Here is a 21,926-nt window from a genome sequence, read left to right as displayed (position 1 = left end):
ACGCCGCCGACGGGGCGCGAAGTTGAGCACATCGCAGCCGCCGACGCCACGCGTGCAACACGTACTCGCGTCCGTGTCGCGATGGCTCGGCAGCCTCGCGTCACGCTTCCGTCGACGCCACCGGCCGCATGACCTGCCCACGCTGCTTACCGACCTCGGCCGTCGTTACTCACCCCTGGCCCGCAAGCGCGGAACGGCGCTGGAACTGGACGTGGACCCAGCCCTGGCACCGGACCTGACCGGGTCAATGGATGAGCTGGGAGGGGTTCTCGGTTGCCTGCTGGAGCGTGCGATCGAGGTCGCCGCCGGCGGCTACGCAGCGCTCCAGGTCGACCTCGTCGGCGAAACCCGTACGAGCCAGACGGTGCACCTTACCGTCGCCGACGACGGCGATCGCACGACCGCGGACGATACGAAATTCCTCATACCTGCCGCCATCATCGAAGGGCTCGGCGGTCGCCTCCATGTCGAGCCGGCCCCCGATGTCGGCACGCGCGTCATCGTCGAGTTGACCTTTGCCATGCCGCGACGCCTGCCTCGCGTGGATGTCGACGCGCTGAGATCGACGCTCGGTGGACAGGCCGCCCTGTCCGAAGTGATCACCGCCCTCGACCAGGCACTCGGCCGCGATCTCGTCGCACTCGACGACCTGCTCGCGAAAGCCGGCGTCGATCATCTCCAGGCCTGGCTGCACCGTGTGTCGGGGGTACTCGGCATGGCGGAAGCCACGGGACTGGCGCATGCCGGGCTGATGCTGGAGCGCGACCTCGCTGCCGGCCGCCACAACCTCACCGACCGTGCCATCCGCGACTTCGGTGACGATGCCGGTGCCGTCCTGGCCCTGCTTCGTGAACACCGTGACGGCGATCGGCTATAGTTTCCGGGCCGTGAACACCCTGCCCGCCCTCGACGACGACGATCCGCTTCGCGCGTTCCTGCAGATGCATCCGCGCCTGTTCGTCGTCACTGGCGCCGGCATCAGCACGGACTCCGGCATCCCCGATTACCGCGATGTCCAGGGCGCGTGGAAACGCAGTCCGCCGATGACCCTGCAGATGTTCATGAGCGGCCCACCGGCGCGAGCGCGCTACTGGGCGCGCGGCATGATCGGCTGGCGACACTTCGGCAGCGTGCAACCCAACGTGGCCCACCGCGCCCTCGCCGCGATGGAGCACGCGGGACGCATCGAGCTCCTGCTCACGCAGAACGTGGATGGCCTGCATGAGGCCGCCGGCAGCCTTAACGTCGTCGACCTGCACGGGCGCCTCGATCGCGTGCGCTGCATGCAGTGCGGGGATATCACCCGTCGCGACGGCATGCAGGCCCGGCTCGAAGCAGCGAACCCGGACTGGCTATCGCTTCATGCACGGATCGCACCGGATGGCGATGCAGATCTCGACGGCGTGGATTTCTCCCGTTTCGAGGTCCCCGAATGCACCGTCTGCGGCGGCATCCTCAAGCCCGATGTCGTGTACTTCGGCGAGAACGTGCCACGCGCGCGAGTGGATACCGCATGGGCTCATCTGGCCCGCGCCGACGCCATGCTCGTCGTCGGCTCGTCGCTGATGGTCTATTCGGGATATCGCTTCGTGCTCGAAGCCTCACGGCGCGGGCTTCCCATCGCATCGATCAATCTCGGTGTGACGCGCGCCGATGCGTTGATAACGCTGAAAATCGAGCAATCCTGCGCCGAAGCGCTGGCGCCTTACGCCTAGCGGCGCGCGCGGAAGAACTGGCGCAGCATCGCGCTGGCTGCTTCGGCTTCCAGGCCACCCTGCACGGCGACCCGATGGTTGTGCCGCTCAGACACCAGCGTATCGAAGACGCTGCCTGCCGCACCCGTCTTTGGATCGGTGGCACCGAACACGACCCGCCCGACGCGCGCATGGACCATGGCCATCGCACACATGGCGCAAGGCTCCAGCGTCACGTACAGCGTCGAGCCCGGGAAGCGATAGTTGGACACCGCCTGCCCGGCGGCCCGCAAAGCCTGGATCTCCGCGTGCGCTGTCGGGTCGTTGAGCGTGATGTTGCGATTCCAGCCCTCACCGACCATGACGCCATCCATGACCAGCACGGCCCCCACCGGGACTTCGCCCTCGACGTCACGCGCATGCTCAGCCAGCGCGAGGGCGCGCGTCATCCACGCGTGGTCGGCGTCGCTGAAGGGAGCGGTCGGCTCAGGGAGGGTATCGAGGGTGATGGACAAGCGAGGGTTCCGGTGAAAGGACGATTATCTCATGTGACCTGGCGCTGCACGATGCGCCAGAGTCGCTCGGCGAAAGCCACGGCGTGCTCCGGCGGCACATTAGTCACGCCCAGGAGCAATCCACTTCGCGGTTCGACGCCGCCGGCGTACCAGGGCGATACCGGGATCGGCGACAGGTATTCGGCCAGTGCATCCCGCGCCACGCTGACGTCGTCCGCACCGTCGGGCAAGTGGAGATGAATCGCGAGCCCGGCAGGCTCGTGGTCGATGCCCAGGCTGGTAAGCACCGCCATGAGGGCGTCGCGACGTTCGGCATAGGCGCGTTTCATGCGACGCAGATGACGCAGGTAATGTCCGCCGCGCATGTACGCCTCCAGCGCCAGTTGCACCGACGGCGGCGGCGCGGGATCGAGGGTGCCGACGACCTCGGCGACCTGATCGATCAGGTCGAGTGGCGCGACCAGATAGCCCACCCGCAAGGCGGGGGACATCGTCTTGCTGAAGGTGCCGATATGGACGACGCGCCGCGCATCCATGGAGGCCAGCGCAGGCGCGGCGCGACGGGCCAGTTGGAGCTCGCCGAGGTAGTCGTCCTCGATGATCCAGCGATCGCCCGCATGGGCCCAGTCCAGCAGGGCATGCCGCCGATCCAGCGAAAGCGTGACCCCTAGCGGCGCCTGCTGCCCCGGCGTCACCAGGGCGACCCGCGCGTCGGGCGCACGGGCGATACCCGCCGCGACGTTCATCCCTTCGCCATCGACCGCAACCGGCACGCATGTGAGCCCGGCCCAGGCCAGCGCCGTGCGTGCGAAGGGATAGCCGGGATCCTCGACCCAGGCCTGTGCGCCGTGGAGCTTGAGCGCGCGCACGACGATGCTGAGGGCGCCGGCGAAGCCGTTGGTGACGAACACCTGGGATGGATGGCAGGCAAAACCGCGTGCCACGGCGAGGTAGCCGGCGATCTCCGCGCGCAGGCGCGGCTCGCCACGAGGATCGGGATAGCCCGCCGGAACCATGGCGGCATCGCGTGCGGCCTGGGCAAGCAGGCGTGACCACAGTGCGGTGGGAAACAAGTCCGCCGCCGGCACGCCGACCTGGAACGGCGCCGGTAGCGTGGGTCCGGAAGCAAAGGCGCCGAAGGCCCGGCGGGGCCGGGGTGCTTCCGGCTCCGGCCGCGTCCCTGGCGGGCGTCGCGCGACGCGCGTGCCCGCCGCGCCAGCCGCCACGATGAACTGGCTGTCGGCCAGCCGCTCGTAGGCGCTGCGCACCGTGCCACGGGCCACGCCCAACTGGGTGGCGAGATCGTTCCACGACGGCAGGCGCGCACCGGGCGCGAGGCGCCCTTCGCGGATGGCGTCTCGGATGCCGTCCGCGATCTGATCGGACAGCGAGAGCCGCCCGGTCCGATCGATGGATATGCCGAACGATTCGTCCATGGCCGGGATGGTACATCCAAAAAGTATGTTCTTGGCTCTTTTCGGTGACCCGTACCGATCGCAAGCTAGACCCGTACCGAATCACCCCTCTTCCTCTCCCGGAGTACATGCCATGAGCCACCGCATCGACTACATGAAGATCGCTCCCGACGCCATGAAGGGTTTCGTCGCCGTCTACGGCTACCTGGCGCAGAGCGGCCTGGACAAGCACCTGATCGACCTCGTCTTCCTCCGCGTCTCGCAGATCAACGGTTGTGCCTTCTGTATCGACATGCACTCGCAGGACATGCACAAGCACGGCGTTCCGTTCGAAAAGCTGATCCTCACGTCGGCCTGGCGCGAAGCCGGCGATGTTTTCAGCAAGCGGGAACAGGTCGCCCTGGCCTGGGCCGAATCGCTCGCCCTGGTGGCCGACACCGGCGTGCCGGACGCAGACTACGAGGCCACTGCCGCCGAGTTCAGCGACAAGGAACTCGCCGACCTCTCCACTGCGATCGCGCTGATGAGTGCGTTCAACCGAATGGGAGTGGCCTTTCGTAATAAACCGGTGACGGCATCGCGGCTTGCCAGGGCCGCCTGAGCGTTTCCGGAAACGATGAAGAGGCCCGCAAGGGCCTCTTTCCGTTACCGTGCCGTGCGACGGCAACCGGTAAGAATACGCAATACCTTGCGGTTAGACCGTTGGTGATGTGGCGATGCGCACCGGTTAGTACGACGCTTTTCCCAAGCCTGGCAGGGCGGCTCTGGCCATCAGGGGAGCGATCATCATGGGCGTGCGGCCTCTCGATCCACACGGATTTTCGACGCACCGGATCAACCGGCTGCGCCATGACTTCGACACGCATCCGCTGTTCCAACTGCCGGAACTCGCGCGACTGGCGAAGGAGCTCATGCCGCGGGAGCAATGCCGCTTCGTCAAGCCGGGCATGACCCAGGCCTCGGCTTTCCGTCATGACGCGCGACATCCCGACGGTAAAGACATCGACGAGGTGTTCGCGCGGATCGAAGAGACCGGCTCGTGGATCGCGCTCTACAACGTGGAGTCGATACCTCGTTATCGCGCCCTGCTGGAATCCATCATCGACGGGGTCCGCGCGACGATCGAGCGGGAGCAGCCGGGCATCTTCAACGTCACGGGCTTCATCTTCATCTCGGCGCCACCCTCGGTGACGCCATTCCACATCGATCGCGAGAACAACTTCTGGCTCCAGCTGCATGGCCGGAAAGTATTGAGCGTCTGGGAACCGTCCGATCGTGAGGCCGTGACGGCCGCCCATGTCGAAGACTTCATCGTCAGCCACACACTGCGCGATGTCAGGCTCAAGGCATCCTCGCGCGCATCGAGCCATGAATTCGACAGCGGCCCCGGCGACGGCGTGTACTTCCCGACCACGTCGCCGCACATGACCCATACTACGACGGACTGGGTGAAGCCGGGCGATGGCGTCTCGGTCTCCGTCGGCGTCACCTTCTATACCCGACACACCGTGCATCTGGCCCGCGTGCATCAGTTCAATCGTGCCTGTCGGAAATACCTGCATGTCGTACCGAGCGACCCGGGCGTCTCGCCATGGCGCGATGCCATGAAGGCACCCCTCGGCCTCGCGTTCGCGATCGGCCGGCAATGGACATTGCGCGCCCTGACTTTCTGGCACGGTGTGAAAGCACACAAGCGTCCCGACGAGGGGTGGCTGGGCGAGAAAGCACCGCCCGGCTCGTATTGAGTCGACGCCCCCACGTTGGTCACCTGCACGTGACAATGGAACCCGAGATTCCGCCGGGTTCAACGTCGCGTTGGCTGCGATTCATCTAGACGAAATGAAAACGAAACCAACGTGGGATCTTGACGCGAATTCATTTCACGATCTTGCGAGCGCGTTCGGTAAAGGCCTGAAAAACGGCCATATCGACGACCGCGCCATTCGCACGAGCCTGCGATCTGCGTCGAAAAAGCGAGCGTCGTCGCAATTCCCCGTGCAGCTGTTAATTGCTTGTATACGCCTGGTGATGATGAAAGACTCGATACCAGACGAGGCCTTCCCCTAGTAACGACCTCGTTATTTCAAGCGCCGTCCAGCCACCCGACAATCGTGTCGGGCGAGCTCACTTTGCCTAAAATAAGCGTAAGGGTCGTCACCATGAAACGTAACAAGCTCGCGTGCGCCTTGGCCGCGCTCCTTCTGGCACCTGTCGCAAGCAGCGCGTGGGCGCAGTCGGCCACTAGTGATGCCGCCCCGCAAGACACCGCTGCCAATCCCAGCACGCTGCAGACCATCACGGTGACCGGCTCGGCGATTCCACGTATCGATACCGAAACCGCTTCGCCGGTGACGACGATCTCCGCCAAGGACATCGCGCGTAGCGGTTACACCACGATTTCCGACGTGGTGCGTTCGATCTCCGCCGATAACAGCGGCTCGATTCCCAACAGCTTCACCAACGGCTTTGCCGCGGGTTCGTCGGGTGTCGCCCTGCGCGGCCTGACGGTGAATTCCACCCTGGTGCTGATCGATGGGCACCGCGCCGCCAACTATGCCGTCGCCGACGACGGCCAGCGTTCGTTCGTCGATCTGAATACGATTCCGCTGGCTGCGGTCGATCGCATCGAAGTGCTGAAGGATGGCGCTTCCTCGCTCTATGGCGCCGACGCCATCGCCGGCGTGGTCAACGTGATCCTCAAGCCGGGTTATCAAGGCATGGAGGCGACCGCCGACGTCGGCAACTCCGCGCATGGTGGCGGCTTCACTCGCAAGGCGACCTTCCTGGCAGGCGGTGGCGATCTGAACAAGGACGGTTACAACGCCTACTTCAGTGCCCAGTACCAGGAAGACAACGCGATCAGCGCGGGCGACCGCGGCTTCCCTTACAACACGGCGGATCTGAGCGGCATCGGTGGTGCCAATCTGCAGACCGGCCAGCCGGCGAACGGCTCCGGGTCAATCTATGGTTCGGTCACCCCGGGCACCCTGGGTACGCCCGGCGATGTCACCACGGGCGTTCCGAATACCGGTGCGACCGCCAGCCTGCTGACCGGCGGTTGCGGTCCCAAAGGCAAGCTCACCAACGACAGCTCGGGCACCTACTGCCAGCAGAACACCGTGGCGCAGTACGACCAGATCCAGGCCAAGATGAAGGAAGGCGGCGTCTACGGCCGCTTCACCGTGAAGATCAACGACACGACCAAGGCGTACGTGTCGCTCAGCTACATGGAGACCAAGACCGATACGGTGACCACGCCGGCGCAGATCCAGGGATCGACGCCGAACAACACCAATAACATCGCGCTCCCTGCCTATCTGAGCAACGGCAGTCTCAACCCGAACAACCCCTACGCAGCCAGCGGCCAGGCCGCGCTGATCAACTATGCCTTCGGTGACATCCCCCGCGGCGGTACCTACGACAACCACAACCTGCGCATCGTCGGCGATGTCGCCGGCACCTGGGGCGAGTGGAACTACGACGCGTCACTGGTCCTCAACCACACCAGCCTGGATACCCAGCTCTACGGTTATCTGACGTATGCGGGCCTGATCAATGCGGTCAATACCGGCAGCTACAACTTCCTCAACCCCTCCTCCAATAGCGCCGCTGTACGTAATGCCCTCGCGCCCGGCTACAACAAGACCTCGACCTCGGACCTCGATGCGATCGACCTGGCGGCCAATCGCACGCTGTTCGACCTGCCCGGTGGCGCCCTCGGTATGGCCGCCGGCATTCAGTTGCGTCACGAAGCACAGAACGACCCGACGCTGAATCCGGACAACGAGTTCCAGGGTCTGGGCAATGCGCAGACCAAGGGCAGCCGCGACGTCGAGGGCGCCTATCTCGAATTCGATGCACCGTTGCTGGATTCGCTCGAGGCGGACCTGTCCGGCCGCGTCGATCACTACTCCGATATCGGCACCGAGTTCGCGCCCAAGCTGGGCCTGAAGTGGAAGGCATTCGATTGGCTGGCCGTGCGCGGCACGTTCTCGAAGGGCGTGCGTGCGCCGAGCTTCTCCGAGAATGGCTCCAGCTCCAATGAAGGCTTCGTCACGTACAACCCGCCGGCAGACTTCGCGGCCGCGCATGGCAATAACGGCTACGTCCAGGCGTACCAGCTGGCCCAGTTCACCGATGCCAACAAGAACATCAAACCGGAGCGGGCGAAGAGTTACACGCTGGGCATCGTGTTGCAGCCGACGACCTGGCTGAACGCGTCATTCGACTACTATCACATCAAGAAGACCGATGTGATCACGTCGACCGACGCCGGTTCGATCCTGGACGCGTACTACGCAGGCCAACCCCTGCCCGCGGGCACCCAGGTCATCGCCGACAAACCCGATCCGCTCAATCCCACCGCGTTGGCTCGCCCGATCGAGGTGATTGGCAGCTATATCAATGCCAATTCGCTAAAGACCAACGGCCTCGATGTCGATCTGCAGGCGCACTTCACCTTCGACAACGGTATCCAGTACATCTCCGATTTCAGCGGTACGGATATCTTCACGTGGAAGCTGACGCTGCCCGATGGCACGGTGGAATCGTTCGCGGGCACGCATGGTCCGTATAACCTGTCCTCAGGCGCCGGTACACCGCGTTATCGCGAGTCGTGGTCGAACACGATGATCTGGAACAACCTCACCGTCACCGGCACGTTCTATCACACCAGTGGGATGACCAACACGGCGCCGGACGTGTATGGCAGCGACTGCATTCCCGACGGCTATTCCAGCTGCCGCGTCGGCTCGTTCACCGAGTTCAACCTCACCAGCAGCTACCAGTTCACGCCGAAGATCGCCGTGACCGCGTCGGTCATGAATGCATTCGATCGCAAGGCGCCGCTGGACGTGGCCAACTATGCAGGCAACAACTACAACCCGACCTACGCCCAGGACGGCGCCATCGGCCGGTTCTTCAACCTGGGTGTCAAGGTCAAGCTGTAATCAACGCCTGAAGCAGCCGATCGCATGGTCGTCGACGATGCCGACGGCCTGCATCCAGGCGTAGGTGATCGTCGGGCCGACGAACTTGAAGCCCCGCTTCTTGAGGTCCTTCGAGATCGTTACCGACAGAGGTGTCTGCGCGTGCACGGTACGTCCGTCGCCGCGCAGCACCTTGCCATTCGTGAACGACCAGCAATAGGCATCGAAGCTTTCGCCCCGCGCTTTCATCTCTTCATAGACGCGCGCGCCGTTGATCGTGGCTTCGATCTTCGCGCGCGAGCGGATGATGCCCGGATCGTCGAGGAGGCGCAGGATGTCCTTCTCGGTGAAACGCGCGACCTTGGCCGGATCGAATCCCTTGAAGGCCTTGCGGAAGGTCTCGCGTTTACGCAGGACGGTGATCCAGGCGAGACCCGCCTGGAAGCCTTCCAGCATCAGTTGCTCCCACAGCATCCGCGAGTCGTGCAGCGGGACGCCCCACTCCGTGTCGTGGTAGTCGGTATATAGCGGATCGCTGCCAGCCCACGCGCAGCGCTTGATGTCCTTGCTCATCGATCATTCCCGGATGCATTCACAGCTGGGCATGATGCGTGGTTCCGAGGCGCCGCGCCATCCGTTGCAGCCCCGCCCGAAACGTTGCCGGATCCTGTGTCGCGCGGGACAACAGGAGCGCGCCCTGGATGCCGAGCACCACGTCTTCGGCCTGCTCGCGCGCGTCCGCCTCGCCATGTCCCAGGCGGACCAGGGCCGAAGCCAGTGCCTCGATCCAGCGGACGAAATAGCCGGATATCGTTGCGGCGAAACGGTCACGGGTCTCGTCCAGGGCAAACGCACCGACGAGACACACACGGCCACCCGACTGGAAGTATTCGTCTACATCCCGCCACATGGCGGCGATAGCCGCCTGCGGCTCGTTTTCGCGCAAGGGCACGAAGACATGGTGTTCGAACCAGTCGTCCACGTCGGCCAGCACGACCGCCGCCATCTCCTCCTTGCCACCCGGAAAGAAGTGATAAAGGCTGCCCTTGCCCAGCCCGGTGCGCTCCGTGATCCGGCTCATGCTTGCGCCGTCGTACCCGAGCTCACGAAAGGCCTCCGCGACCAACGGGATGACGTCGGCGCGCTCGAAAACGGCACGCGCCATCAGAGGCCCAGGTCGGAAAGACCGGGATGATCGTCCGGACGACGCCCCTGCGGCCAATGGAACTTGCGCTCGCTTTCGGCGATGGGCAGATCGTTGATACAGGCGTAGCGATGATGCATTTCGCCCGCGGCATCGAACTCCCAGTTCTCGTTGCCGTAGGAACGGAACCAGTTGCCGCTGTCGTCATGCCACTCGTAGGCGAAGCGCACGGCGATACGGTCGCCGGTGAAGGCCCACAGTTCCTTGATCAGCCGGTACTCCTGCTCCTTCTTCCACTTGCGGGTCAGGAAGGCGATGACCTCGTCACGGCCGCTGGCGAACTCGGCGCGATTCCGCCACTGGGTGTCGACCGTGTACGCGAGGGCGACCTTGGCCGGGTCGCGACTGTTCCAGCCGTCTTCGGCCAGACGGACTTTCTGCACGGCGGATTCGTGGGTGAACGGGGGAACGGGCGCGGCCATCGGAGGCACTCCTGTGGGTTAGGAGTCGCCAGTGTACCGATCGGTACACTGGCGCGCTTGGCGCATCTTGTCGCAGCGGGCGGCGGCAAAGCTTAGGAAAAATGCCCCTCGCCGTCTTCGGTCCAGCCCGCCTCGGCCCGCATGTGCTCGGGTGTGGCGAACAGATGGCGGTGACGAGAGGGCTGCGACCGCAGGTACTGCTTCGGCGGATGGTGAATCTGCCCACCCAGTTGCGCCGCCGCATGCCACGGCCAGTGCGGGTCGTAGAGCACCGTCCGCGCCAGGGCGATCATGTCGGCATCGCCGGTGGCGACGATCGCCTCGGCCTGCTCGGCCTCCGTGATCAGGCCCACCGCGACCACGGGCATCTTCACCGCCGCCTTGACCGCACGGGCGAAAGGCACCTGGTAGCTGGGGCCGACCGGAATCTTCTGCGCGGCGTCGAGGCCGCCCGTGGACACATGGATGGCGTCGCAACCGTGGTCTTCGAGCGCGCGGGCGAAGACGATCGTCTGCTCCAGATCCCAGCCACCCTCGACCCAGTCGGTCGCCGACACTCGCATCGTAACGGGACGATCGGACGGGAACGCGGCGCGAACGGCGTCGAACACCTCGAGTGGGAAGCGCATGCGGTTTTCCAGCGACCCGCCGTACTCGTCGGTGCGCTGGTTCGAGATCGGCGAGAGGAACTGGTGCAGCAGGTACCCATGCGCCCCGTGCAACTGGACGACGTCGATATCCAGCCGCGCCGCACGCACCGCGGCGGCGGCGAAGGCGTCACGGATACGGGCAAGGCCTTCGCGATCCAGCGCGGTGGGCGGCACGTAGTCGTCGAGGAAGGCAATCGCGGACGGCGCCTCGGTCTGCCAGCCGTGGGCATCGTCAGGCGCCAGCTGCGCACCGCCGACCCAGGGTGTGTCGGTCGACGCCTTGCGCCCTGCGTGGTTGAGCTGGATGGCGATGGGCACGTTGGACCACTTGCGCACGCCTTCCAGCGTCCGCCGCATCGCCGCTTCCGTCTCGTCGTCGTACAGGCCGACATCGGCCCAGGTGATGCGCCCTTCAGGCAACACACCGGTGGCTTCGATGGTAATCAGGGACGCGCCCGAGTTCGCGAGCTGGCCAAGGTGCATCAGGTGCCAGTCGTTCATCCGGCCATGCTCGGCCGAGTACTGGCACATCGGCGCGATCACGATCCGGTTGCTCAGGTCGAGGTTGCGTACGCGGATCGGTTTGAACAGCGCGGGTTGCGCCATGAAGATGTCTCCTCGGGAACGACTAACGGAATGCTGCTGGATACCTGTGGTGGGGTGTCGGCGGCTTGAACAAAAGGCCCCGTTCAGGCGTTTCCGGGCAACGGTGCATCCGGAGACACCAGCCCCTGCGCGCGCATGTCGCGCCAGAAGTCGGCGGGAATGACGGCCTTCACAGCGGCGTGGTCTTCGGCAATGCGCGACGGCTTGCTCGCGCCGGGGATCACTGCCGCGACGGCCGGATGAGCCAGCGCGAACTGCACCGCAGCTGCCTTCACCGGGACGTCGTGCTTCGCGGCCAGGGCCTTGATCCGGTCGACACGCGCGATGATCTCGGGCGACGCCGCCTGGTATTCGAAGTTCGCGCCACCGGCGAGGATGCCCGAGCTGTACGGACCGCCGACGACGATGTCGACGCCCCGCTCAGCCGCGGCGGGCATCAGGCGCTGGAGGGCGTGGGCGTGATCGAGCAGCGTGTAGCGACCGGCTAGCAGTGTGGCATCCGGACGGGCGTTGCTCAGGCCCAGCAGGATTTCCACCGGCTCGGTCTTGTTCACACCCAGACCCCAGCCCTTGATGACGCCCTCGTCGCGCATGCGGTCCAGCGCGCGGAACGCGCCCGTACGTGCTGTCTCGAACATGGCCAGCCACTCGTCGCCGTAGAAATCCTGTGCGATGTCGTGCACCCAGACAAAGTCGATATGCCCGACATTCATGCGCTTCAGGCTGTCTTCGATCGACTGGTACGTACCTTTTTCCGAGTAATCGTTGATGACCTTGTTCGGACGGCCGTGGGCGAACACACCGCCCTTCTCACCGAACTCGCGCGCGCCGGTTTCCACCTCGTCCAGGACGATGCGGCCGACCTTGGTGCTCAAGGTGTACTCGTCGCGGGGGTGGTTCGCCAGGATCTTGCCCAGGCGGATCTCGGCGAGGCCGGCGCCGTAGAACGGTGCGGTGTCGAAGAAGCGGGTGCCCTGCGCCCAGGCCGCCTCGACCGTCGCCGTGGCCTCGTCCTCGGGAATGTCGCGGAACATGTTGCCCAGCGGGGCGGTACCGAAGCCCAGTGGGCCGGCCAGGAGCTTGTCGCGGATGGTCATGGTGTGTGTCTCCAGTTCAAAGAGGGGGCCGTGGCGGCCGATTCGTTCCGTGTCATCACGAATGTGACCTTGGGGGAATCGACACGGGAGGCCAGCAGCTGGCCTCATCACGGTGTACGACGAGTAATATGAAACCCGGGAGTGTTGGCGGCAAGGCGGTCGCGGCTATCGACACTCATGCTTTGAATTCACGAATAGGTGGCGGCATGGATAACCGGGCGGGTGAGATGGAGGCTTTCATGCGCGTCGTGCAGGCGGGAAGCTTTGCCGGCGCCGCGCGCAGTTTCGGCCTGTCGCCCTCGGCAATCAGCAAGCTACTGGCGCGGCTGGAAAGCCGCCTGGGTACGCGCCTGATCGTGCGCACCACACGCACGCTGCAACTCACCTCCGAGGGCGAAACCTATTACGCGCGGGCGCTACGCGTCTTGGCTGACATTGACGAGACCGAGCGCCTGGTGGCGCATGGCGGCGCCGCGACGCCTTCGGGAAAGTTGCGGGTGAATTCCTCCGTGTCATTCGGGGTCTGGAAGATCGTCCCGCTCATTCCCGAGTTTCTCGCTGCCTACCCGCTGGTCGAGCTGGACCTGTCGCTCAACGACAGCATCGTCGACCTGGTGGAAGACCGAGCCGACGTTGCGATTCGTGTCGGCGTGTTGCCCGACTCCGGCCTGAAGGCGCGCAAGATCAGCGAGGCGGGGCATGTGGTGTTTGCCTCACCGGCCTATCTGGAGCAACGCGGCACGCCGGCCAGCCCTGACGATCTGGCCGCGCACAATTGCCTGGTCTTCAACCTGGCCCGGTCGTTCAATGCCTGGCCGTTCCTGGATCCTGCCACCGGGAAGAGCCGATCCGTACCGGTCAGCGGTAACTTCCAGGCCAACAACGGCGAGACGCTGCGGCGCATGGCTGTCGACGGCCTGGGAATCGGCCGGCTGTCGTCGTATCACGTGGACAGGGACATCGCCGCCGGTCGACTGGTGCCCATCCTCGAGGACTTCAATGCCGGCGAGCGCCAGGTGACGCATGCCGTGTTTGTCGGTCATGAGCATCTGGCGACGCGCATACGGGCCTTCGTGGATTTCCTCGCCGAGCGGGTGCCAGCGTCGGAGGATTGGTTCCGGCGGGATTGAGCCGTTGGCTCATACCACCTTTTTCACCCGAGTTTCGCCGGCCGATAGCGCGCGTCCCTCACCGGTACGCGGCGTCATGAGCGGCACCGGCCTGCCCGTGCCGATGTCTATGAGGCGAGAGTATTTCTCGCCACGCGCAAAGAGATGTTTTTCACCCCACTGGCGCAGTGCCACGACGATGGGGAACAGGCTTTCGCCGCTCGGGGTGAGCACGTAGGCCTGATAGGCGCTGCCATCGGCCGCCGGCTGGCTGAGCAGGATGCCGGCATCGACCAGCTTGCGCAGACGATCGGTCAGGATGTTGCGAGCTACACCCAACTCGCGCTGGAAGTCCCCGAAACGACTGACGCCGTCGAACGCCTCGCGGACGATCAGCAGAGACCAGCGATCGCCGATGACGTCGAGCGCCCGACCTACAGGGCAGGTTCGATCGTTATCGATGAGGTTCGTTGTCATGGGAGATCCTTCGGCTCTTCATTACTGAAGTTGCATTTTGCAACTACACTGCCTACCCTTCAACAGGTTTCGATTTGCAACTAGATTAAAGGAAGGGTCATGCCTGTTGCCCTGCCCCGCGGCCTCGTTGCGCTATTTGCGTGCGCGAGCGGACTGAGCGTCGCCAACGTCTATTACGCGCAGCCGCTACTGGACGCGCTGGCGAACGACTTCGCGATCCCCCGCGCCGCGATCGGCGCCGTCGTGCTGGCCACACAGCTGGGCTCCGCGCTGGCCTTGCTCCTGCTGGTGCCCCTGGGCGACCTGTGGAACCGTCGCCGATTGATGCTGGCCCAGGCCATCCTGCTGGCCGTCGTCCTGACCGGCATCAGCCTCTCCACGGCGCCGGTGGCGCTGCTCGTCGGGATGCTTGGTGCCGGCTTGCTGGGTACGGCCATGACCCAGGGACTGATCGCCTACGCGGCCAGCGCTGCCGGCCCGGACGAGCGCGGTCGCGTCGTCGGCGCCGCGCAGTCGGGTGTCTTCGTCGGCCTGTTGCTGGCCCGTGTTCTTTCCGGCGGCATCAGTGACCTCGCGGGCTGGCGCGCGGTCTATGCCGGTTCGGCGATGGCCATGCTGGTTCTCGCCGCCTTGCTTTGGCGTGCGTTGCCTCGTCTGCCTGTCGCTGCCCAACCCATGAGCTACCTGCGCCTGCTTGGCTCGATGTTCGAGCTGCTGCGCAGCGAGCGCGTGCTCCGGGTGCGCGGCACGCTTGCCATGCTCATGTTTGCCGCGCTCAACATCTTCTGGAGCGCCCTGGTCCTGCCACTGAGCGGTCCGCCCTTCGACTACTCCCATACCGCGATCGGCGCGTTCGGGTTGATGGGCGCCCTCGGCGCTCTCGCCGCCGCCCGCGCGGGCCGGTGGGCGGACCAGGGGCTCGGTCAACGCACGACGGGGGTCGCGCTCGTCCTGCTACTCGTCGCATGGGGGCCGCTGGCCTTGATGGGTACCTCGATCGCGGCGCTCCTGCTCGGCATCGTCTTGCTCGACCTCGGCGCGCAAGCCATTCATGTCACTAACCAGAGCATGATCTTCACAAGACGACCCGACGCCCACAGTCGTATGGTCGGTGTATACATGCTGTTTTATGCAACCGGCAGCGGCCTGGGCGCGATGGCGACGACCACGGTCTACGCGACCGGCGGATGGACGGGCGTCTGCCTGTTGGGCGCCGCCGTCAGTCTGACTGCCCTTGCCTTCTGGATCGCAACGCTCGAACGAGGAACATCGCGTGTCCGAACAACCTGCAGCGTCCACGGCGACTAGCCGTACCGACTCGGTCATCGTCGCCTGCCCCGTCGATGCCGCGCTCAACCGCGTCCCGCGGGACAGGTTGGGACAAGACCCGAAATGCGGCACGTGCCATAACGCACTCTTTCCGGGCAAGGCCGTCGAGATGACCGCGGCGAATTTCGAACGCCACACGGCGAAGAGCGAGCTACCTGTCGTTATCGACTTCTGGGCGGCATGGTGCGGCCCCTGCCGGACGATGAGCCCGAATTTCGAGGCGGCGGTGAAAGTACTCGAGCCGCGCGTTCGCATGGCCAAGCTCGACACCGAGGCCATGCCGGAAATCTCCGCCCGCTACGGCATCCGCAGCATCCCCACGATGATCATGGTCCACAAAGGTCGCGAGATAGCCCGCACCTCGGGCGCCATGCCGACGCAGGCCATCGTGCAGTGGATCGGTAATACGCTTGCGCAGGCTCGTCTCGGCTGATCTCTCCCTTGCCGATCATTCTTCCATCGTCACGTAAACTTGCTGCCATGACTTCGCAACGCATTCTTCTACAGACCACCATCGAACCCACGGCCGACGACTGGAGCATCGCGCGCTTCTCATTGCTGCGCGAGGTTCTCGGGCGGGCACGGGCCGCCGATGGCGAGCCGCTTTACGACGTGGTGGCGCGGGATCGCGGGGCCCCGCCAGGCGTGTCCGATCCTGTTCTGGCGGGTCTCGACAGCAGCGACTTCGACCAGTTGTGGTTGTTCGCCGTGGATGTCGGCGATGGGCTCAACGATGAGGAGCGCGCGGCGATCGACCGGTTCCGTCAGCGCGGCGGCGGCCTGCTGGTCGCGCGCGATCACATGGACCTGGGTTGCTCAGTGTGTGACCTGCAGGGCGTGGGCAAGGCCCATCACTTCCATACGCACAATCCCGACCCGGATGTGTCGCGCCGCGTTGTCGATGACCCGTACACCACCGCGATCCTCTGGCCGAATTTCCACTCGGGTGCCAACGGCGACTTCCAGGAAATCGAGCCGGTGGGCGAAGTTCACCCGATCCTGGCCGATCCAGACTCCCCGGGGCTCGCCTTGCGCTACCTGCCCTCCCATCCGCACGAAGGCGATGTGACGGCGCCGGCTGGCGATGCCAGTGCTCGCGTGATCGCGACGGGCAAGAGCGAGGTGACCGGTGCGCCGTTCGCGATTGCGGTTGCCTTCGAGCCGCAACCTGATGGCATGGGCCCCGCCGTGGCGCAATCGACGTTTCACCACTTTGCCGACTACAACTGGGATCCGGATCATGGGAAGCCGAGTTTTGTCAGTGAGGCGCCGGGTGGGACGTTGCGTGTGACGCCGGAGGCGAAGCGGTCGACGGAGCTTTATGTGGCGAATTTGGCACGGTGGTTGGGGAAGGGGGCGCGATAGTGCTCCCGACCATCGGCGTCAGGTCGATGCGCGAAACGCTTCTTCCATGCTTGCTTGCTCCCTACTCGGAATCCCAAGTCGATTCGCCAAAGCACGCCACTGTGCCACGACAGCTCGCTGGCGCCGAATGATCTGGTCGGCGTCGTCTTGTGAAATGCGAAAGTAAGGAGCGACCGATCTCGCGAGATCCAGGTCCATCGCATTATCGAACTCACTGATGTTCAACTTCAGGCCTTGGGCGCCGGTGACGGGATTCATGTCGTACGCTGGCGACAGGCCCCACCCGCGCCCCGGATGCAAAAGGAATCCATGATTCCGCAGATGATCGTCGGTATTCGAAACCATCAGGTTGAACACGATCCGCGACCAGAGCTCGCGTAGATCGGCATCGGTCGACGATCCTTCGTTCATCAGTACACGTGCGAGTTCCAGGTAGCTGACGCCACTTGATGCATCATCCCCATCGACATGGCCCGTGAGTGTCATGGCCGAAGCGAAATGCAAACGCGAGCCTGCGCCGGTTCGATCGAATCGCTTTACCAGGAACGTGTGGTGCTGCCCGTTGAACCGGCGTACCAGCGCTTCGGACACGGTCAGGCCGCATGCGCCGGCGAGGGTATGAACGACCATTTCCCACGCCCCGACATCATGTTCGTCTCGGACGCTGGGGAACTTGGCTATCCAGAGGGCACCCTCAGGATCGACGACACTAGCCTTCGGGCGAGCGCCTCCGAGGGATCCGCCAGGTGCAATCAGCAGGCGCAGCCACTCGTCCGCGTGTGGGGATGTGTTCTGGTCGTCGTCTTCCAGCGCAAGACTTGCCGCTTCGAGGGCGCGCAACTGCACGAATGGTGGCGCAGCCATGCCGTGTTGATCGTCAAGAAAGGGACCTTCGTCATTAAGGCGGAACCGAAGCGCACCCACGCGGTAGCTATCGTGAACGCCCAACAGGTAGTCCGACTCATATAAACGCCGTCTCGGGTCCTGACGCCCTGCCCTCTGCTCACGTTCCAGTCGACGACGCATAAGCATTCTTCCCCATCGATCGGGGCTGGCGTCAGCGAATAGCCCGAACGATCCCTGGTTCTGCGCCGGATACTGTCGGCCCGCGTATAAGCCGAGCCGCGGATCCAATCGCGGATTCAGCAGTTGGGAATCGCCGAGCGCCGCGTGGTCGAATTCAAACTCGAAGACCTCACGACCATTCGTCCGATGCGAATAAAGACGACCGAGGTGTCGGGGATCACGCGATCTGTCCCAGTCCGTGTACACGGCAATGACATCATCAGCCATGGCTCAGTCCTCTTCGCGCGCGGCAAGCGGGACGATCAGCGAGATCAGGTCCTTCGAACTGACGAATTCGTCGTCTTGGGGGGACTCGATCTTGGCGGCGTACGAGGCACGCGGTTCGTTTACCGACGCAGGCGCCGGCGGCTCTACCCGGCGATATCGATCGTTGCTGGGACTGGGCAAGGTCGCCGCCGATGGCCGGCGCGTCAGGGAGGCATCCTGAATGGCCCTCCCTGTGACATCAGTCATCGCCACAAGATCCAGATCCTGCTCCAGACCCAACACCTGCATGACGGACAGATAGGCGCCGACCGTGACGCCTGGGCTCCCCCGTTCAAGGCTCCTGAGTGTGACGACGGTCATCCCCGCCCGCTCGGCCACTTGCTTTGCCGTGAGATGACGCCGCTGCCGCGCAAGACGCAAGCGCTCACCGAACTGCTGCAGGCGCAGTTCGCTCGAAGGGAGGAGGTGAGAGGTCTTGTTAGCCATAATGACATTATTCAATCACTTTCCACGGGAAAATGAAAGAATAATGTCACTGCGATCATTCTCAGCCGTCCCTGGCGAGCCGCCTTATTGGAAAAACAGTATCTAGCTGCGCTGGCGCCGACGAGGCTGGGCCTGGAGAACGACGTGACGGGCGTGGCTTGCATGGCCCGTCATGTCGGAATCGACACGCGGGTGGGCTCAATCACTCCCACTCAATCGTTGCCGGCGGCTTCCCCGAGATGTCATAAACCACACGAGAAATACCACGCAACTCATTGATAATTCTCGTCGAACACGTATCAAGGAAGTCGTACGGCAAGTGCGCCCAGTGCGCCGTCATGAAGTCGATCGTCTCGACTGCACGCAGCGCGATCACCCACTCGTAAGCCCGGCCATCGCCGACCACGCCCACCGACTTCACCGGCAGGAACACGGCGAACGCCTGGCTTACACGGTCGTACAGACCATGCTTGCGCAGCTCTTCGATGAAGATCGCATCCGCGCGCTGCAGCAGGTCGACGTACTCTTCCTTCACTTCGCCCAGCACGCGCACACCCAGGCCCGGACCCGGAAACGGGTGGCGATAGACCATGTCGCGCGGCAGGCCGAGCTCGACGCCGATGCGGCGGACTTCGTCCTTGAACAGCTCGCGCAGCGGCTCGACCAGCTTGAGCTTCATGTGCTCCGGCAGGCCGCCGACGTTGTGGTGGCTCTTGATGACGTGGGCTTTGCCCGTCTTGCTGCCGGCGGACTCGATGACGTCCGGGTAGATCGTGCCCTGGGCCAGCCACTTCACGCCTTCGAGCTTGGCGGATTCTTCGTCGAAGATCTCGATGAACAGGCGGCCGATGACCTTGCGCTTGGCTTCCGGGTCTTCGACACCGGCGAGCTCGTCGAAGTAGCGCTGGCGCGCGTCGACGCGGATGACGTGGACGCCCATGTGCTCGGCCATGGTGGCCATGACCTGGTCGCCTTCCTGGTAACGCAGCAGGCCGGTGTCGACGAAGACGCAGGTGAGCTGGTCGCCGATAGCCTTCTCGAGCAGCGCGGCGACGACGGACGAATCCACGCCACCACTGAGGCCGAGGAGCACGCGGTCGCTGCCGACCTGCTCGCGCACGCGGGCAACGGCATCTTCGATGATGTGGGCGGCATCCCACAGCGTGGCGGAGCCGGCGATATCGACGACGAAGCGGCGCAGCAGCTCCATGCCACGCTTGGTGTGGGTCACTTCCGGGTGGAACTGCACGCCGTAGAAGCGGCGCTCGTCGTCCGCCATGGCGGCCAGCGGCAGGCTCGACGTTGAAGCAGTCGCGGTGAAGCCGTCGGGCATCGCGGTCACGCGGTCGCCGTGGGACATCCACACACCCAGCGCCTCGCCGTCCTCGACGACGCTGTCGAACAGCGCGCAGCTGCCGAACGTGATCGTGGCCGGACCGAATTCGCGGTGGTGACCGGCTTCGACCTTGCCGCCGAGCTGCTCGGCCATGGTCTGCATGCCGTAGCAGATGCCCAGCACCGGCACGCCCAGCTCGAAGACCAGCTGCGGCGCGCGCGGGGATTCGTCCTCGGTGACCGACTCAGGGCCGCCGGAGAGGATCACGCCACGCGGGTTGAAGCCACGGATCTCGTCGGGCGCATGGTCCCAGGCCCAGACTTCGCAGTACACACCGATCTCGCGGATGCGGCGGGCGATCAGCTGCGTGTACTGCGAACCGAAGTCGAGGATGAGGATCTTGTCGCTGTGGATGTCGGTCATCGGGGCAGCCTGCAGTTCGAAAGTCTGAAAAAGCAGAACGCCCACTTGTGGCGGGCGTCCTGGGTCACCTGGAGCGAGCGCCTTAGGCGTCGGTCAGGCGGTAGTTCGGCGCTTCCTTCGTGATCTGGATGTCGTGCGGATGCGCTTCGCGCACGCCGGCACCGGTCACCTTCACGAACTGGGCCTTCTCGTGGATCTCGTCGATGTTGGCCGCGCCCATGTAACCCATGGAGGCACGCAGGCCGCCCATCATCTGGTGGATGATGTTGCGAATCGGGCCGCGATACGGCACGCGACCCTCGATGCCTTCCGGCACGAGCTTGTCGGCGTCGGCTTCGTCCTGGAAGTAACGGTCCTTGGAGCCGAGCTGCATGGCACCGATCGAGCCCATGCCGCGGTAGCTCTTGTACGAGCGACCCTGGAACAGTTCGACCTCACCCGGGGCTTCTTCGGTACCGGCGAACATCGAGCCGAGCATGACCGAGGAGGCACCGGCGGCGAGAGCCTTGGGGATGTCGCCCGAATAGCGGATGCCGCCATCGGCGATCAGCGGGATCTCGCCCTTGAGGGCGGTCGCGACCAGGTCGATCGAAGTGATCTGCGGCACGCCGATACCGGTGACGATACGGGTGGTGCAGATGGAACCGGGACCGACACCGACCTTGACCGCGTCGACACCGGCGTCGAGCAGCGCACGCGCCGCCTCGCCCGTAACGATGTTGCCGGCGATGACCTGGACCTGCGGATAATGCTTCTTGACCCAGCCCGCACGGTCGATGACCGCCTGCGAGTGGCCATGGGCGGTGTCGACCACGATCACGTCCACGCCGGCATCGACGAGCGCTTCGATACGCTGCTCGGTGTCGCCGCCGACGCCGACCGCCGCACCGACCACCAGGCGCTCATGCGAGTCCTTGGCGGCGTTGGGGTTGTCGCGGGCTTTCTGGATGTCCTTGACCGTGATCAGGCCGCGGAGCTGGAAACCGTCGTTGACGACGAGGACCTTCTCGATGCGGTTGCGGTGCAGCAGTTCCAGCACTTCGTCGTGCGAAGCGCCTTCCTTGACCGTGATCAGGCGATCTTCCCGGGTCATGATGTTACGGACCGGGTCGTCGTGCTTGCGCTCGAAGCGCAGGTCGCGGCTGGTGACGATGCCGACGAGCTTTTCGCCGTCGACCACCGGCACGCCGGAGATGTTGTGTGCGCGGGTCAGCGCCATGACATCGCCGATCGACGTATCCGGGCGGACCGTGATCGGGCTGCGGATGACGCCGGCTTCGAACTTCTTCACCAGACGCACTTCGGCGGCCTGGAGCAGCGGGGTCATGTTCTTGTGGATGATGCCGATGCCGCCGTTCTGCGCCATGGTGATGGCGAGGCGGGCCTCGGTCACGGTGTCCATGGCAGCGGACACGATGGGGATATTCAGGCGAAGACCGCGCGTGAACCGCGTGGAGGTGTCCACGTCGCGAGGCATGACCGTGGAGTGGCCGGGTACCAGAAACACGTCGTCGTAAGTGAGTGCCTCAGCAAGGATGCGCATGAGCATTAGTCCCGCGAGTAAATCGCGGCATTAT

General features: G+C 64.6%; 21 protein-coding genes. 9 read left to right on the top strand and 12 right to left on the bottom strand.

Annotated features, from left to right (window positions below; all coding sequences use genetic code 11):
* Window positions 1–22: 22 nt before the first annotated feature.
* Both AC1DYM_RS04845 and AC1DYM_RS04840 read left to right on the top strand, forming a co-directional pair.
* Window positions 23–877: an ATP-binding protein gene (locus AC1DYM_RS04845; RefSeq protein ID WP_477336478.1), complete on the top strand. Its 855-nt coding sequence runs from the start codon at window positions 23–25 to the stop codon at window positions 875–877.
* Window positions 878–887: 10 nt separating this feature from the next.
* On the top strand, window positions 888–1,715 hold the full coding sequence (locus AC1DYM_RS04840; protein WP_477336576.1) for an NAD-dependent protein deacetylase: 828 nt from the start codon (window positions 888–890) through the stop codon (window positions 1,713–1,715).
* Here AC1DYM_RS04840 and tadA read toward each other — a convergent pair.
* Together tadA and pdxR are read right to left on the bottom strand one after the other, a co-directional pair.
* Window positions 1,712–2,209 carry a tRNA adenosine(34) deaminase TadA gene (gene tadA, locus AC1DYM_RS04835; protein WP_477336477.1) on the bottom strand — a complete coding sequence of 166 codons (498 nt, stop codon included), beginning with the start codon at window positions 2,207–2,209 and terminating at the stop codon, window positions 1,712–1,714. The genes AC1DYM_RS04840 and tadA overlap by 4 nt on opposite strands.
* A 29-nt stretch (window positions 2,210–2,238) precedes the next feature.
* Window positions 2,239–3,645: a MocR-like pyridoxine biosynthesis transcription factor PdxR gene (pdxR, locus tag AC1DYM_RS04830; protein WP_477336475.1), complete on the bottom strand. Its 1,407-nt coding sequence runs from the start codon at window positions 3,643–3,645 to the stop codon at window positions 2,239–2,241.
* Between the two features lie 112 nt (window positions 3,646–3,757).
* On the opposite strand from pdxR, the gene AC1DYM_RS04825 reads away from it, so the two are divergent.
* The 3 genes from AC1DYM_RS04825 to AC1DYM_RS04815 all read left to right on the top strand — a co-directional run bounded on the left by AC1DYM_RS04825 (window position 3,758) and on the right by AC1DYM_RS04815 (window position 8,573).
* Window positions 3,758–4,225 (top strand): carboxymuconolactone decarboxylase family protein, encoded by a 468-nt coding sequence (locus tag AC1DYM_RS04825; protein ID WP_477336473.1) that lies wholly within the window; start codon window positions 3,758–3,760, stop codon window positions 4,223–4,225.
* A gap of 187 nt (window positions 4,226–4,412) precedes the next feature.
* A complete protein-coding gene (locus AC1DYM_RS04820; RefSeq protein ID WP_477336471.1) occupies window positions 4,413–5,369 on the top strand; it encodes a hypothetical protein in 957 nt (318 codons plus the stop codon).
* 414 nt (window positions 5,370–5,783) lie between these two features.
* Window positions 5,784–8,573, top strand: a complete 2,790-nt coding sequence (locus AC1DYM_RS04815) for a TonB-dependent receptor (RefSeq protein ID WP_477336469.1) — start codon at window positions 5,784–5,786, stop codon at window positions 8,571–8,573.
* Here the strand turns inward: AC1DYM_RS04815 and AC1DYM_RS04810 are convergent, their stop codons facing one another.
* The 5 genes from AC1DYM_RS04810 to AC1DYM_RS04790 all read right to left on the bottom strand — a co-directional run bounded on the left by AC1DYM_RS04810 (window position 8,574) and on the right by AC1DYM_RS04790 (window position 12,531).
* Window positions 8,574–9,125, bottom strand: a complete 552-nt coding sequence (locus tag AC1DYM_RS04810; protein ID WP_477336467.1) for a DNA-3-methyladenine glycosylase I — start codon at window positions 9,123–9,125, stop codon at window positions 8,574–8,576.
* A gap of 19 nt (window positions 9,126–9,144) precedes the next feature.
* Entirely contained in the window at window positions 9,145–9,717 is a 573-nt protein-coding gene (locus AC1DYM_RS04805; RefSeq protein ID WP_477336465.1) for a TetR/AcrR family transcriptional regulator, read from the bottom strand.
* Window positions 9,717–10,178 carry a nuclear transport factor 2 family protein gene (locus AC1DYM_RS04800; protein ID WP_477336463.1) on the bottom strand — a complete coding sequence of 154 codons (462 nt, stop codon included), beginning with the start codon at window positions 10,176–10,178 and terminating at the stop codon, window positions 9,717–9,719. The genes AC1DYM_RS04805 and AC1DYM_RS04800 overlap by 1 nt, the downstream gene beginning before the upstream one ends.
* A gap of 92 nt (window positions 10,179–10,270) precedes the next feature.
* Window positions 10,271–11,434, bottom strand: a complete 1,164-nt coding sequence (locus AC1DYM_RS04795) for an NADH:flavin oxidoreductase/NADH oxidase (RefSeq protein ID WP_477336461.1) — start codon at window positions 11,432–11,434, stop codon at window positions 10,271–10,273.
* A gap of 83 nt (window positions 11,435–11,517) precedes the next feature.
* The gene (locus tag AC1DYM_RS04790) at window positions 11,518–12,531 is read right to left on the bottom strand and encodes an aldo/keto reductase (protein ID WP_477336459.1); all 1,014 of its coding nucleotides are present in this window, start codon (window positions 12,529–12,531) and stop codon (window positions 11,518–11,520) included.
* Between the two features lie 239 nt (window positions 12,532–12,770).
* Here AC1DYM_RS04790 and AC1DYM_RS04785 point away from each other — a divergent pair, with 239 nt between their 5' ends.
* Window positions 12,771–13,661 (top strand): LysR family transcriptional regulator, encoded by an 891-nt coding sequence (locus tag AC1DYM_RS04785; RefSeq protein WP_477336457.1) that lies wholly within the window; start codon window positions 12,771–12,773, stop codon window positions 13,659–13,661.
* Window positions 13,662–13,670: 9 nt separating this feature from the next.
* Here AC1DYM_RS04785 and AC1DYM_RS04780 read toward each other — a convergent pair whose 3' ends face one another.
* Window positions 13,671–14,117: a winged helix-turn-helix transcriptional regulator gene (locus AC1DYM_RS04780; protein ID WP_477336455.1), complete on the bottom strand. Its 447-nt coding sequence runs from the start codon at window positions 14,115–14,117 to the stop codon at window positions 13,671–13,673.
* Window positions 14,118–14,216: 99 nt separating this feature from the next.
* On the opposite strand from AC1DYM_RS04780, the gene AC1DYM_RS04775 reads away from it, so the two are divergent.
* Genes AC1DYM_RS04775 through AC1DYM_RS04765 form a run of 3 tightly spaced genes read left to right on the top strand, consistent with a single transcriptional unit; the run spans window position 14,217 to window position 16,811 of the window.
* Complete coding sequence (locus AC1DYM_RS04775) at window positions 14,217–15,425, top strand: MFS transporter (RefSeq protein WP_477336453.1); 1,209 nt, start codon at window positions 14,217–14,219, stop codon at window positions 15,423–15,425.
* Window positions 15,391–15,879, top strand: a complete 489-nt coding sequence (gene trxC, locus AC1DYM_RS04770; protein WP_477336451.1) for a thioredoxin TrxC — start codon at window positions 15,391–15,393, stop codon at window positions 15,877–15,879. The genes AC1DYM_RS04775 and trxC overlap by 35 nt, the downstream gene beginning before the upstream one ends.
* A 47-nt stretch (window positions 15,880–15,926) precedes the next feature.
* Window positions 15,927–16,811: a hypothetical protein gene (locus AC1DYM_RS04765; RefSeq protein WP_477336449.1), complete on the top strand. Its 885-nt coding sequence runs from the start codon at window positions 15,927–15,929 to the stop codon at window positions 16,809–16,811.
* Between the two features lie 18 nt (window positions 16,812–16,829).
* Here AC1DYM_RS04765 and AC1DYM_RS04760 read toward each other — a convergent pair whose 3' ends face one another.
* From AC1DYM_RS04760 to guaB, 4 genes are all read right to left on the bottom strand, one after another.
* Window positions 16,830–18,104, bottom strand: coding sequence for a type II toxin-antitoxin system HipA family toxin (locus AC1DYM_RS04760; protein WP_477336447.1), 1,275 nt, complete (start codon window positions 18,102–18,104; stop codon window positions 16,830–16,832).
* Between the two features lie 3 nt (window positions 18,105–18,107).
* On the bottom strand, window positions 18,108–18,590 hold the full coding sequence (locus AC1DYM_RS04755) for a helix-turn-helix domain-containing protein (RefSeq protein WP_477336445.1): 483 nt from the start codon (window positions 18,588–18,590) through the stop codon (window positions 18,108–18,110).
* Between the two features lie 202 nt (window positions 18,591–18,792).
* Window positions 18,793–20,349: a glutamine-hydrolyzing GMP synthase gene (guaA, locus tag AC1DYM_RS04750; RefSeq protein ID WP_046969089.1), complete on the bottom strand. Its 1,557-nt coding sequence runs from the start codon at window positions 20,347–20,349 to the stop codon at window positions 18,793–18,795.
* A gap of 82 nt (window positions 20,350–20,431) precedes the next feature.
* The gene (gene guaB / locus AC1DYM_RS04745; RefSeq protein ID WP_046969088.1) at window positions 20,432–21,892 is read right to left on the bottom strand and encodes an IMP dehydrogenase; all 1,461 of its coding nucleotides are present in this window, start codon (window positions 21,890–21,892) and stop codon (window positions 20,432–20,434) included.
* Window positions 21,893–21,926 lie beyond the last annotated feature (34 nt).

It is taken from the genome of Luteibacter sp. P1_D3 (genome assembly GCF_056406135.1).
This window is presented reverse-complemented; position numbering and strand designations above follow the sequence as displayed.